Source organism: Micrococcus sp. TA1 (assembly GCF_014199555.1).
Taxonomy (GTDB): Bacteria; Actinomycetota; Actinomycetes; order Actinomycetales; family Micrococcaceae; genus Citricoccus.
In genome coordinates this window covers 1,459,191-1,471,859 of the sequence record NZ_JACHNW010000001.1, presented here as the reverse complement: position 1 = coordinate 1,471,859, position 12,669 = coordinate 1,459,191, and the positions used below count along the sequence as shown (strand labels likewise).

Genomic DNA, 12,669 nt, shown 5'->3' with positions numbered 1-12,669 from the left:
CCATCCACTGATGGATCCAACGCTGAAGGTGGGGCCACGAATAACCGTCCCAGGTACCCGGCGAGTCACGAACTGGGGCCAGAAATAACCGTCCTACCGGGGCCACCCAAACCTGTCATAGCCAAGCCGGGTTCACCCTGCTGCGGTTGACCGGCCAGATAGACCCGGCCGGTCATCAACGGACCATTCAGGCGGTCGACATCCTGATCGACTGCTTCGGGGAGCACCCCGACCTGCTCCAGCAGAGAGCGGATCTGCAAAGCTGGTCGACCGAGGGCACCCCTCAGGGCTGACCACCACGGTCCCCGTCCGTGTGCTCGAGTCCAGGAATCGACGGCCCAGTCTCATTAGAGATCGCTTAGCGAGACCTGCCGGGGTTCTCCTGGCCCCGGCAGCTCTGCCGCCGACCAGGACAAGCGTTGGCTGTTTCACTACGACCTGGCCCTGACCTGCGTGCCACAATCGCAGCAGGGTCGTCCACGGGGGCTGCCCGTGAGCAGAGGAGTACATCCGGATGGGTGCCTGGGACGTTTCAATCTTCGGCAATGATGGCGCCGGGGACTTCTTGTTCGAGTTCGACGACGCCCACGCCGTGGGCGAGGTGACTCCGGTCCTCGAGGAGGCCTTGGACGCCGTGCTGGGCGGCGGCGGGGTCGACTCCATCGATGGGGAGATCGGCCTGGCGGCCGCCGCCCTCGTGGTGGCCTGGCGGAACCCTCAGATGCTCGACGACGAGGACACAGGCGACTTCTCAACCTGGCCACGCGTCACGGATCCGCTGCCGGAACGGCTCGCCGTCAAAGCTGACCAGGTGCTGGAGCGGATGCAGCAGCCCGCGGGTAACGAGCTGTTCGAGCTGTGGGCCGAGGAGGACCAGGCCGAGGAGTTCGTCGCCGCGATCGGGCGCTGGCGTACGGCCCAGAGCACGGTCTAAGCCGCCTTACTCCGGTTTACGGGCCGGTGTCGAGATTTCCACGCCGGCGGACTGCAGGGCATGGATGGCGCCGGTCAGGGCCTTGTCTTGGGCCATGAGCAGTTCCAGGATCGCGCGGGTGGCCTGGATCGTCCAGTCCGGGCCGGTGGCGATGAACCGGTCCCGGGTGGGGGTCAGGTGCAGGCGGTCAGCCAGTTGGGGGTGGCGACTTCGGAGCAGCTCGGTCCAGAACGGGCCCGTGGAGGCGTGGCCCATCGCGGTGAGGGCCTCGGCGACGGGCAGGGTGGTGCACTCGGCCCAGAGCCTGAGGGGGCTGTCGTCGTCCGGAATCTCGACGCTGGTCACTACGGAGGCATCCAATGTGAGGGCCCGGTCGATAGCGGCGTCGAAGAAGGTCACCTCCCCGGCGCGGCGAGGGGCGTCAGGTTGCAACCAGATGGCCTCCATGAGCCAGGGGTTGCTGGCCGGTTTGCCCTCGACGATGACGTCCTGCGCCGGGACGTCCCAGACGTCGGCGGGCACCGAGACCTGCCGGATACCTTCGATCCAGACCCGTTCCAAGGTGGTCTGCTGGGCGGGCATGTTCAGGTGGGTGAGCATCTTGGCGTCGTTGATCGTTAGGTACCTCAGCGCGGGAAAGTTCGCGTCGCTGAAATCGACGGTCTTCCACCCGTACAGCATCAGGTTCTTCAACTGAGGCATCCGCGGCCAATGCTGCGCGGCCGGCATCATCCGGGGTCGCTGCAGCCGGAGTTCTGTCAGCGCGGTGCCGTCCAGGGCCTCCAGGGTCGCAGCCGTGGGCCGCCACACCATCACGTGCTTCAGGCTGGGCAGCGACAACCACGGAATCAGGTCCTCGGACCACTTCGCGGTGATGGACTTCAGACGGGAGAAGTCCTTGCCCGCCGGGATAGGCCCCAGGGGCTCCTCGTCGGCGTCGATGCCCCGGACCCACCCCAGGGAATCATCCTCGAAGGGCGCCCATGAGACCTCCTGGAAGACGATCTCCTTCTTACGCCTCAACCAATAGGACCCGCTCATGCTCTCTCTTCTGGAAACACGGCGTTCCCATGCAACTCCGGACTAGGACCCCTCGAGGAAACGGTATCCCGGAAATGGAACCCCCACCGGACACACCCACACGTGACCTGCACAAAGAACAGTGCCCCTCTCGGGGCATCCCGTAGGACCCGTCCGGTGCTCCATCCCGATGACGGGGCGGCATACGAAGCACCCCTCCGCGGTTTGAGCTCTGCCCTAGGACTGTCGCTCTAACGGTGTAAGAGGCGGTTTCCAGTCCTAGTGGTTCTTCGCGGCCGGCATCCGGTCGGCGAAGGAAACAAACGAAGGCGTTCAGCGCCGGGTTCCACCGGGGGACCCATCGTGTCTATTCCATGCCCTTGGAGTCCAGGCTTCGCACCACGAGGTAGAGCCTCTTCATCGCGGACTGCTCGTTGGGGAAGTGTCCCCGGGCCCTCTCCACCCGGCGGCACCGGACGTTGAGGGACTCGATCGCGTTGGTCGAGTAGATCACCCGACGGATCTCCACATCGTAGTCCTTCGAACGGGATGAACTCCGCCCAGGCCGAACGCCACAGCCGGTTAATGGCCGGGTAGCGGGCGCCCCACTTGGCCTCCACCGCCTCCAGGGCGGTCTCGGCCGCAGAAGCGTTCGGGGCGGTGTAGACGGGTCTGAGGTCCCGGGCCAACTCGTCCTAGTACCGTCTGAAGTCGTAGCGGAAGGTGTTGCGGATCAGGTGGATGATGCACGTCTGCACCGTCGCGGCCGGGAACACCGCGTTCACCGAATTCGGCAGGCCCTTGAGCCCGTCGCAGACCACGAAGAACACGTCCCGCACCCCGCGGGATTTCAGGTCGGTGAGCACGGCGTACCAGAACTTGGCGCTCTCGCCGTCGCCGTCTCCGGCCCACATCCCCAGGATGTCCTTGTGCCCGGCCAGGTCGACTCCGATCGCGGCGTAGATGAACCGGTTGCGGATCTGCCCGTCGCTGACCAAGGCCGAAGATGGCATCGAAAATGATCGCCGCGTAGACCTGCTCCAGCGGGCGGGCCCACCAGGTCTGCATCTGGGCGATGACGCGGTCGGTGATCCGGGTGACGGTGTCCTTGGAGACCTCGGCCCCGTAGACCTCGGCCAGGTGGGCGCTGATCTCCCCGGTGGTCAGGCCCTTGGCCGAGAGCGAGAGCACCACCTGGTCGAGGTCCGACAGGCGGCGTTGGCGCTTCTTGACGATCACCGGCTCGAAGGACCCGGCCCGGTCGCGGGGTACCTCGATCCGCACCGGCCCGGCGTTGTCGGTGATCACCGTCTTGGCCCGCTTGCCGTTGCGGGAGTTGGCCCCGTTCCGGCCCCCGGGGTCACCCGGTTCATAACCCAGGTGTTCGGTCATCTCCTCGGCCTTCGGCGGCCTCGACGTCCATCTTGGTCAGCTGCTTGAGCAGTCCGTCGGGACCGGTCAGCGCGGCCCCGCTGGCCCGGGCCGGGCGCACCAGCTCCCGGACCGCGTCCTGCTCCGCGGCAGACGACTCCAGCCCCTGCTCCGGTGGTTGGTCCGGGGGCTCGCCGGGATTCGCTGGGCTCACACCCACCAGTGTCTCGATGTTCTCGTCCATGTCGACCCTCCAACCCCGAAAGGGGTGGTTGGGCCTCTTACACCGTCATTGCGATACTCCCGCACGTGTCCGGCGGCTCGCCGTGCGCCTGCCAATGCCTGTGGCCGTGGCGTTCACACACCACGGCCACAGGCATTGGTTGTCGAAGATCTAGTTGGCTCGGATCTCCGACGTCCTGTGCGTGGTGAAGGGCAGCACCAGTCGGGAGGGGTGCTGGGCGTCGCGGTAGATCTTGTGCATGACCGGGCGGCCCACCGGCAGGTGGAAGGCGTCCGGAGGAAGCAGCGAGTTGTGCTCGTCGGCCAGCGGTTCGGCGTTGGACAACTCCACGGTGAGCTTGTGGCCGGGCTGGAAGGAGGCGGCGAAGGGGTACAGCCGGATCACGTACTCCTCGATCATGCCGGGCTCCACCGGCACGGTTCGGGTGTGCGGGTGGACCGGGTTGCCCTCGGTGGTGCGGTCCTGGTCCAGTTCGCGGTGTGAGGCTTTGAGGTAACCAGTGGTGATCAACTGACGCCGGCCGTTCGGTGCATAGTCCCACAGGCGCAGGATCAGGTTGGTGTCCGGCTGGTCGATCTCCACGAACAGGTGGGCAGCACCGGAACCGATCATCTCCACCGGCTCCTCGAGGACGGGGGTGGACCAGCTGAGGATCTGCACGTCGTCGGTGACGGTCAGTGGGGCCTGGTAGAAGCCATCCGGGTGGGCGTATTCGGTGCCCATCGTCTCCGGCTCGGCGGAGAGCCGGTGCCGCGGGCGCAGGTACAGGGGCCGGCAGTCGATCTCCTTGGGTGGCCACTGGTCCGCGGTGATCGTCTGGCGGGAACCCTCCACGAACACGTCCACGGCCGGCTCATCCATGACGCCGTTGTCGATGCCCTTGAGCCAGTAGTCATACCAGCGGAACATCTTGTCGTGCTCCTCGATGAAGGGGCGCGACTGCATGGGTGGGTAGGAGCCGATGGTCAGTTTCTTCGGGCCCTTCACGGCATTGAAGACCTCGATGGTGCTGTCCAGGGTCCAGCCGCGGCCCTGGTCCAGCTGCAGCCACACCGGGATGTCGATGGCGTGCGCCAGCTCGTTGGGGTTGCGCTCCTGGTACCACGGGCCGTCCAGCTCGTTCATGACGATGTCGAACCAGGCCTCGTGGTTCTTCGGGTAGTTGAGCACGTGCACCAGGTTCGGCCAGGCGGCCACGTCCGGATCCTCCAGACGCTGGGTCACCAGCTCCTTGAGCTCGGCGGGGGAGTGCTCCTCGATCATGCGGGACTTGACCCGGTCGGTGAAGGCCCAGCCGGAGTCGCCACCGCGGCCCTCGCGGGCGGCCCGCGGCATGAACCACATGATTCCGCCGTGGTAGGTGGTCTCGTAGAAGTCGTAGTGGCCGCCGGACACGAAGATCGCCTTCAGGTGTGGGGGGCGTTCGGCTGCGGCCAGGACCTGCATGGAGCCGAAGTAGGAGATGCCGACCATGCCGACGTTGCCGTCGCACCACGGCTGCTCGGCCACCCACTCGATGAAGTCGTAGGCGTCCTGGCCCAGCGAGACGCCGCCGGCGTTGTAGTTGCCGATGTGGTCGCCCTCGGAACCGCCGGAGCCGCGTAGGTCGCCGATGACGTGGACGTAGTCCTCGGCGACGATCCGGGCGATGTCACCGGCCTCGATGCATCCGTCCCACATGGGGGAGGGGCGGCGCTGCGGCGGGGTGGTCAGGGCCAGGGCCTGCAGTTCCTTGCCGTAGGGGCTCAGGGCGACCAGGGCCGGGCGGGGCTTCTGCTCGGTGCCCTCGTAGGCGTCGGCGACGAGTTCCACACCGTCGCGCATGGGGACGCGCAGGTCCTTGCGGATGGTGATGGGCGTACCACCGGCATTGATCGTCTGGTGTTCAACCATGGCTGGGGGGCTCCTCTTGTCCAGGGCTCGTGGCGAATCGGGTGTGGTGACCGTGAAGCGTGGTGAAGAACGGCGAAGGCTCGAGCGTGGGATCGCCGTCGTAACCGAGTTCCTCGGCGACCTGCGCGAAGGGCGAGTACGGGGAACCGGTGTCCCGCAGTCCGGCCACCAGGCAGCGGCAGGCGGCCTCGCCGATGCGGGCCTCGATCTCCAGGCTCTCGTTCAGGGCCTCCCTGGCCTGTTCCGCGTCGAGTTCGACACCGTAGGCCATGCCGTCCGTGCGGCGGTATGGGTGACCCAGGTAGAGGTGCCGCGGCCGGATCTCGTCGCGCAGGAACCGAAGGCTGGCGCGGTAGGCGACGGGATCCATGAATCCGGGAAAGCCGTTGGCGGCGCCGTGGACCTGTACGGCGTCACCGACGAAGGCGTCGTTCTGCCCGTCGAGGACATAGGCGACCGAACCGGGGGTGTGGCCCGGGATGGGGTGAACGGACAGGGTGACCTCGCCACCCAGAGAAAGGGTCTCGCCGCCGCGTACCAGCAGCGTGGGTTCCATCTCGCCGGAAATGACCGCGTTCCCGGCGGCGGCCACCTTCTCCTCGCCTTGCGGGTCGTGGAGGTACTCGCCGCGACCGGCGAGGTACTCGTCGACGTGGGCCTGACGCGAACGCAGCATCGGCGCGTCCTGCTCGTGGATGACCACCTGCGCGCGTCGGCCGGTGAGCTCCCACAGGGCGCGCGCGCCACCGATGTGGTCGATGTGCCCGTGGGTCAGCAGGATCCACCGCACGTCCTCGATCCGGCGCCCGAGTGCCTCCAGGGCCGGCGCCATGCCCTCGGCGGGCGAGGACGCGATGCCGGTGTCCACGATGGCCGGTTCCGGCGCGTCGATGAAGAAACTGTAGAGGCCGAAGCGTCCCCAGGGTGACACCAGGGGATGGACGGCGACGTCCCGTGTCATCGCCCAGCGTCCTGTGTGAGGAACTCGGCCGTCTGGGTGAAGGCCTCGTGCAGCTCCGGGATCCAGAAGAAGTTCTGGACGAAGCCGTGATTGGCCTGTTCGAAGCGCGTCACGGTGGTCTCTACCCCGGCCTCTCGCAGCCGCAGGCCGTACAGCTCGCCCTCGTCCCGCAGGGGGTCGAACCCGGCGGTGATGATCAGGGCCTTCGGCAGCCCGGACAAATCCGCCCGCTTGATGGGGGAGACCAGGGGGTCGGCCGGATCCGCTCCGGACTCCAGGTAGAACGAGTTCCACGGTCTCAGGGCCGGGGTCTCCAAGCCGTAGCCGGTGGCGTTCTCCCGCAGGGACGGGTACCGGTCCTCGTCGAAGTCCAGGTCCACGGAGGGGTAGTAGAGCACCTGGTGGGTGATCTTGCCGAAGCCGTCGTCGTGAGCCATAGCGGTGACGGCGGCCACGAAGTTGCCGCCGGAGCTGTCCCCGGCCACGGCCAGGGTCCGGCCGTTCCAGCGCAAGCCGCCGGGATCCCCGAAGTCGCCGACGGTCTCGGCGACCCAGCGCACCACGCCGTAGCACTGGGTCAGACTCCTCGGGAAGGCGGCCTCCGGGGCCAGGTCGAAGTCCACCAGGACGATCTGGTGGCCCGACTCCTTGGCCAGGTGACGGGCCACGTGGTCGTGCGTCTCAAGGTCGCCGGAGAAGAAGGCGCCGCCATGGAAGTACACGACGACCCCGTAGGAGTCGGCCTCGACCGGCGTGAAGATGCGCACGGGCACCTCACCGGTTGCCGTGGCCGCCGTCGTGTCCCGAACCGCGTGCAGCGGCAGGCGCTCGGCCAGCGGGGCCACGAACTCCTGGTCCGCGGCGCGCTTGCCGGCCGGGTCCGGGCGGACGCTGTGGTCGAACGGCGGCAGGGTCTCCAGCAGCTGGGCGATCTGGGGATGGAGGGTCATGGTGGAACCGCCGCCCTACGCGTTGGCCGGGAAGGCGGAGTCCACCGCGTCCGCGTGCCAGCCCTGACGTGAGATCCGCTGCAGTTCATCCGTGACGGGTTTACGGGTGGCCTCGTAGATCGACAGTGCGTCCTTCACGGAGTCGCCCTGCACCAGCGCGTCGGCGAGACCGCCGGCGTCCAGGATGGCCGAGTTCGCCCCCTGGCCCTGGTGGTGGAGCATCGCGTGGGCGGCGTCGCCGAGCAAGGCGACGGAGTCGGTGTGCCAGGACTCCAGGGGATCGATGTCGAACACCGAACGGCTGGTCACCCGGCCCAGGTCGAGTTCCCGGGCGACCTGGACGATCCGATCGTCGAAGCCCTCCAGGATCCGCACCAGGTACTCCGTCGAGATCTCCGGTGCCCACGAGTCGTCCTCGGAGGGTGCGGTGATGTCGTAGGAGAGCTGGCCGCGATGGCGCAGCGGCAGGTTGTAGGCGATCGTGCCGTTCTCGCCCATGTAGAAGCGCGGGTTGTCATCGGTCACCAGTCCGTGGGCGTCCTCGACCGAGATGACCGCACGGTAGGCGTGCTCGCCGGAGAACACCGGCGCCTTCTGCGAGAACAGCTGGTGGCGCACCGTGGAGCGGATGCCGTCGGCGGCGATGACGAGGTCGGCGGTGATGGTCCTGCCGTTGGTGAACGTCAGGGTCGCGGACTCACCGTTGTCCTCGATGGTCTGCAGCTTGTGGTCCAGATGCACCATGCCCTCGGGCAACGCGCCGAGCAGGACGTCGATGAAGTCCCCGCGGTGGATCATACGGTTGTGGTTGACCTCTGCGTAGGCGCGCAGGAACGGCCACTCCTCCGTGGCCAGGACCTGCCGGCCGTCCGCGCTGAGGATCTCCAGGTGGTCACTGGGCGAACTCACGGCGGCGACCGCGTCGAAGATGCCCCACTGGCGGAACAACTCGACCGACGGCGGGCGCAGCCCGATGCCGGCACCGACCTGGCCCAGCGCCGACGCCTGTTCGTAGACGTGGACGTTCCGCGCGCCGACGCTCTGCAGGGCCTTGGCCGCCGAGGCCCCGCCGTAGCCGCCGCCGACGACGGCAACCTTCAAGTTCTTGATGTCTTCAGCCTTCATGGTGATCTCTTCTCTCAGTTGGGGGGCGTCAGTTCTTCATGCCGAGGAAATCGGCGGTGTTCTCCACGAGCAACTGGTGGATGGTGGCGTCGTCGATGCCGACGGCCTGCATGTCCGGGATCATGTCCTCGAAGATGTAGTTCACGGTGTGGCCCTTCACCCCGGGCCAGCCCAGCGGACTGCAGTTGGCGTCCGCGCCCACCAGGAGACTGTCCGTGTAGCCCTTGTCCACGAGCTGCTTGAAGTGCCCCATGCGCTCGGCGCGCTTGCGACCCCAGAACGGTGGGTCCGGCAGTTCCAGGTCGTAGCCGAAGGTGTCGAAGCCGAGACGCCCGCCCTGTTCGTAGATCCAGTCGTGCGGGGTGATCGGGGCGTTGAGGCCGTCGTCGGCGTGGCCGAACAGGACGCGGTCCAGGTCCAGGCCCTCCTCGTGGAAGATGGCCACGGCCGGTTCGGGGTCGATGGCCAGGTGGGTGAGGATCGGCACGCCCGTCACGACGGCGGCGCGGGCGGCCGCGCGGTAGATGCGCTGGTCCAGCTCGGTCATCCGCCCGCCGCGGGAGACGCCGACCTTGATGATCCCGGCCTTGGCCCCGGTGTTGCCGATGCCCACGGTGATCTCGTGGATGAACACCTTGGCCAGGTAGTCCACGGAGGCCCGGGAGAAGTGCGGTAGGGCAGTGTCCCCGCCGACGAAACCGGTGCAGGCCACGATGTTCACGCCGGTCTTGGCCGACAGGGTCTGGTAGTAGTTCGGGTCGCGGCCGTTGCAGATGCCGGTGGCATCCACGAAGGTGCGTCCGCCGTAGTCGTGGAAGGCCCGCAGCTTGGGCACGGTCTCCTCGTACGCCTGTTCCGGCGTCTTCCACCACGTGGTGTCGAGCTCGGAACCGGGCATGCCGTAACCGATGTGCTCGTGGATGGCCACGATGCCCAGTTCTGCGGCCGGGATGGTACCGAGCACGGTGTTGACCTTGGTCATGAGTTCACCTCAGGGAAGTAGTTCAGGGTGTGGGGGCAGGTGCGGGCGTCGCGTGCGGCGGCGCTCAGCACACGGCAAGCAGGCGGCGCGGGTTGTCCTGGAGGATGCGCCGGGCGTCGGCGTCGGTGAGACCTTGCCGGGTGAGGAACGGCATGAAGGTCTCCAGCACGTGACCGTAGGGCAGGTCGTAGGCGGGCAGGCCCTTGGCCACCCCGATGGCGTTGGTCGAGAGGACGATCTTGTCCGCGTGGCCGGCGGACACCAGTTCCAGCACCAGTGCGGCGCGTTCGGCGTCCGTGAGGTACCCGGCGGCCTCGTTCAGGCCGACGTGGTCGATCCCCACGAAGGCGCCCCGGTCGGCCACCGCCAGGGCCGCGCCGTGGGCGTCCCGGCGGTCCAGGTCCCCGACCAGCACGCGGTCCGCGGGGAGCCGTTCCTCCAGGACGATGTCCAGGTCGTGCAGAGCATCGGCGCCGAAGCGGATCGAGACGGCCACGCCGGTGACCCGCGCGGCACGGGCGCAACCGCGGAACAGGGACTCCTCGGTGGGCGTCATCCCGGCGCGGTCGGCGACGGTGGCGATCAGCCCGGCCGCGGCGCGGCGTTCGATGCGCGGGACGACCATGCCCTCGGTGATTTCCCTGCCGAAGAGGTCCGCGAACTTCTCGGCCGGCCACGGGGTCGGAGGGTTGGTCTGCGGGGTCAGGAAGTACCCGCCCAACTCCTCCTCAGGGCCCAGACCCGTGGAGGCGACGATATGCACACCGGTCGCCGTCGACAGCGCCTCGTAGAGCTTCAGGTCGCGGCCGTGGAACATACCGGTGGAGTCCACGATCGTGCCGCCACCCGCCTCGCGGAACGCGATGACCTTGGCCTCGAGCGCCTCGTAGATCTCGGCCCTGTCCATGGAGACGTCCGGGGCGTACTGGGCCCCCGGCAACACGGAGAGCAGGGCCTCGTGCACCGCGACGGCGCCGATCTCGTCGGCGGGAACCGGGCCCAGGACGGTGTTCACCGTTGGGACGGAGGCGATGGGGCGGCCGGTGGTGGTGGGGCGGCTCATAGGGGTCTCCCTCAAGGTTCGGGCGGGGAAGGGCGGTTCCCGTCGGCCTGGAGGCCGGCGCGACGCTGCGTGTTACCAGCATCACGCAAAACTTTACACGCTGTCAACTAAACGTTCTGAGAACTCCCGCTCTCGTGGCGGTGTCGCCCGGGGCGACGGACGGACCTCTCCGGCGGGGGCTTCATCCAGGCTCGAGGTGCAGCCATGAGCTGGCTCACATTTTTTGCTTGACATGACGTAAAGTAAAACCACACACTGTTTCAGCGATCCCATGGTCCACGCCGGGAGTCGCACGGCATACGGGGAACACCGGGCGCGGCCTTCCGCCCGCTCCCCAGGGATCGACCGGAACAAAGGAATCTCATCGATGAGTCAGACGATCAAGGTGGCGAGCCGGGGGTCGGCACGGGCCACGTTCGTTGCCGCCTACAGCGCCGTCACACTGGCCCAGATCACCAACGCCCTGCCAGGTGCGCTCAGCGGAACGTTCGCCGTGGAATTCCATACGTCGGGAGCCGGACTGACGTGGATCGCGGGCATGTTCCTGATGGGCATCGTGGTGTTCGAACTCAGCTGGGGGCTCTTGGGTGACGTGTTCGGGCGCAAGAAGCCGCTCTACGTCGGTGCCGCGATCAGCGTTGCCGGGTCGGTGCTGGCGGCTCTGGCCCAGACCACAGGAATGATGATCTTCGCGCAGGCGGTCGGTGGCATCGGGGCAGGCATCCTCTTCCCGATCTCGCTGTCCATGATCGTGGCGATCACCCCTGAGCACCGTGCGCGGGCGAAGGTCATCGCCACGTGGGCGGGATTCCTCTCCCTGGGCGCGGTGATCTCACCGGTGCTTGCCGGCTTCACGGCTCAGTTCTTCACCGTGCCGGGGGCTTCCCCGGGCGCGCCGAACGAGTTCAGCGGCTGGCGGGCGGCCTACCTGGTGGCAGCCGGAGTGGCGGTGCTCGTCCTGATCGTCGCCCTGGGCGCGAAGGATTCCGCGGCGGCCGAGGGGCGCAAGCTGGACCTGCCCGGCCAGATCACGCTCGCGCTCGGCCTCATCGCCGTCCTCTACGCCACGGTGACGGCGGTGGACGCCGGCTTCGGCAGCGCCCAGGTGATCGCCGGCTACATCATCGGCGTGATCCTTCTGGTCGCGTTCATCGTCATCGAAACACGCACCGAGCAGCCACTCATCCACCTGTCACTGTTCAAGAACAACGCCTACTCGATCACCGGCATAGTGGCGGTCACCGGGATGTTCGCCTTCCTCGCGATCTGCTTCAGCACGAGCGTCGCCGTCAGCGGACTGGCCCTGGCCGAGACCTGGAAGATCGGCGTGCTCTTCGTCGTGATCCAGGGCCCCGCCTTCGCGTTCATCCCGGTGGTGGGGTGGCTCATCCACCATGTTGCCCCCCGCTGGGTACTCACCGCGGGCTTCTCCCTCATGGCCGTCTCGGGGTTCTGGCTCTCGACGTACTCCCTCGGGATCCCGGAGGCGTTCGGCGGAACCCCCTGGACGGCCTTCATTCCACCGCTTCTGCTGCTGGGCACCGGATTCGCCCTGACCGTCGGTTCCGTCACCGCTGTCGCCATCAATACCGTCCCGCCCCAGCAGATCGGCATGGCGTCGGCGACGACGAATCTCCTACGCGACCTGGGGTTCGCCCTGGGGCCCGTTGTCGGCTCGGCAGTGGCATTCGGCATTGGCGCCAGCGTCTTCGCCGGTGCCCTTGCCGGGATCCTCGACGGGGCAGGGCTGCCCGCCGACACGGTCGCAGGGCTCTCCCACGTGCCGCCCCTGGGCTTCCTCTCGGGCTGGGAGGGTGTGATCGCCCAGTTCTCCGGCCAGGCATCGGCCGCCGGCGCCTCCGCCCCGGCCGTCGATGGCATGGTCCAGGCCCTGAACACCGCCCAACCGAGCATCCAGGCCGCGGCAGGGACCTCGCTGGGTCAGGGGTTCCAGGCGGCATACCTCACCGCGGGCATCGCGGCCATCCTCTCCGCCGCCCTGACCCTCTTCATCTCCCCGCCGTCGGCAGTCCCCACGTCCGATGCCATCGCGGACCCCGCCGAGGTGCCTGCCGATGTGCTCGCCTGAGAGCCCAGTCCTCAGCGACGCCGACGCCCCACGATCC

The 12,669-nt window shown here is 67.7% G+C and carries 10 protein-coding genes and 1 pseudogene; 3 read left to right on the top strand and 8 right to left on the bottom strand.

Going from position 1 to position 12,669, the window contains the following annotated elements:
* Positions 1-146: 146 nt before the first annotated feature.
* Both GGQ69_RS06440 and GGQ69_RS06435 read left to right on the top strand, forming a co-directional pair.
* On the top strand, positions 147-293 hold the full coding sequence (locus GGQ69_RS06440; RefSeq protein ID WP_183526070.1) for a hypothetical protein: 147 nt from the start codon (positions 147-149) through the stop codon (positions 291-293).
* A gap of 221 nt (positions 294-514) precedes the next feature.
* Positions 515-934 (top strand): DUF4259 domain-containing protein, encoded by a 420-nt coding sequence (locus tag GGQ69_RS06435; protein ID WP_183526067.1) that lies wholly within the window; start codon positions 515-517, stop codon positions 932-934.
* A 6-nt stretch (positions 935-940) separates the two neighbouring features.
* On the opposite strand, the gene GGQ69_RS06430 is transcribed toward GGQ69_RS06435, so the two are convergent.
* The 8 genes and pseudogenes from GGQ69_RS06430 to GGQ69_RS06395 all read right to left on the bottom strand — a co-directional run bounded on the left by GGQ69_RS06430 (position 941) and on the right by GGQ69_RS06395 (position 10,543).
* Positions 941-1,975: a hypothetical protein gene (locus GGQ69_RS06430; RefSeq protein WP_183526064.1), complete on the bottom strand. Its 1,035-nt coding sequence runs from the start codon at positions 1,973-1,975 to the stop codon at positions 941-943.
* A gap of 258 nt (positions 1,976-2,233) precedes the next feature.
* A pseudogene (locus tag GGQ69_RS06425) lies at positions 2,234-3,569 on the bottom strand (IS256 family transposase).
* A gap of 150 nt (positions 3,570-3,719) precedes the next feature.
* Positions 3,720-5,462: a CocE/NonD family hydrolase gene (locus GGQ69_RS06420; RefSeq protein ID WP_183526061.1), complete on the bottom strand. Its 1,743-nt coding sequence runs from the start codon at positions 5,460-5,462 to the stop codon at positions 3,720-3,722.
* Positions 5,455-6,423 (bottom strand): MBL fold metallo-hydrolase, encoded by a 969-nt coding sequence (locus tag GGQ69_RS06415; RefSeq protein WP_183526058.1) that lies wholly within the window; start codon positions 6,421-6,423, stop codon positions 5,455-5,457. The genes GGQ69_RS06420 and GGQ69_RS06415 overlap by 8 nt, the downstream gene beginning before the upstream one ends.
* Positions 6,420-7,373, bottom strand: coding sequence for an alpha/beta hydrolase (locus GGQ69_RS06410; protein WP_183526055.1), 954 nt, complete (start codon positions 7,371-7,373; stop codon positions 6,420-6,422). The genes GGQ69_RS06415 and GGQ69_RS06410 overlap by 4 nt, the downstream gene beginning before the upstream one ends.
* 15 nt (positions 7,374-7,388) lie before the next feature.
* Positions 7,389-8,498, bottom strand: coding sequence for an NAD(P)/FAD-dependent oxidoreductase (locus tag GGQ69_RS06405; protein ID WP_183526052.1), 1,110 nt, complete (start codon positions 8,496-8,498; stop codon positions 7,389-7,391).
* Between the two features lie 28 nt (positions 8,499-8,526).
* Positions 8,527-9,480: a phosphotriesterase gene (locus GGQ69_RS06400; protein WP_183526049.1), complete on the bottom strand. Its 954-nt coding sequence runs from the start codon at positions 9,478-9,480 to the stop codon at positions 8,527-8,529.
* A 64-nt stretch (positions 9,481-9,544) separates the two neighbouring features.
* Positions 9,545-10,543, bottom strand: a complete 999-nt coding sequence (locus GGQ69_RS06395) for a phosphotriesterase (protein ID WP_183526046.1) — start codon at positions 10,541-10,543, stop codon at positions 9,545-9,547.
* A 367-nt stretch (positions 10,544-10,910) separates the two neighbouring features.
* Here GGQ69_RS06395 and GGQ69_RS06390 point away from each other — a divergent pair, with 367 nt between their 5' ends.
* Positions 10,911-12,632, top strand: a complete 1,722-nt coding sequence (locus GGQ69_RS06390) for an MFS transporter (RefSeq protein WP_183526043.1) — start codon at positions 10,911-10,913, stop codon at positions 12,630-12,632.
* The last annotated feature ends 37 nt before the right edge of the window (positions 12,633-12,669 follow it).

Coding starts and splice junctions, on each gene's coding strand:
- GGQ69_RS06430 (WP_183526064.1), bottom strand. CDS start 1,975: ATGAGCGGGTCCTATTGGTTGAGGCGTAAGAAGGAGATCGTCTTCCAG.
- GGQ69_RS06415 (WP_183526058.1), bottom strand. CDS start 6,423: ATGACACGGGACGTCGCCGTCCATCCCCTGGTGTCACCCTGGGGACGC.
- GGQ69_RS06420 (WP_183526061.1), bottom strand. CDS start 5,462: ATGGTTGAACACCAGACGATCAATGCCGGTGGTACGCCCATCACCATC.
- GGQ69_RS06435 (WP_183526067.1), top strand. CDS start 515: ATGGGTGCCTGGGACGTTTCAATCTTCGGCAATGATGGCGCCGGGGAC.
- GGQ69_RS06410 (WP_183526055.1), bottom strand. CDS start 7,373: ATGACCCTCCATCCCCAGATCGCCCAGCTGCTGGAGACCCTGCCGCCG.
- GGQ69_RS06390 (WP_183526043.1), top strand. CDS start 10,911: ATGAGTCAGACGATCAAGGTGGCGAGCCGGGGGTCGGCACGGGCCACG.
- GGQ69_RS06405 (WP_183526052.1), bottom strand. CDS start 8,498: ATGAAGGCTGAAGACATCAAGAACTTGAAGGTTGCCGTCGTCGGCGGC.
- GGQ69_RS06395 (WP_183526046.1), bottom strand. CDS start 10,543: ATGAGCCGCCCCACCACCACCGGCCGCCCCATCGCCTCCGTCCCAACG.
- GGQ69_RS06400 (WP_183526049.1), bottom strand. CDS start 9,480: ATGACCAAGGTCAACACCGTGCTCGGTACCATCCCGGCCGCAGAACTG.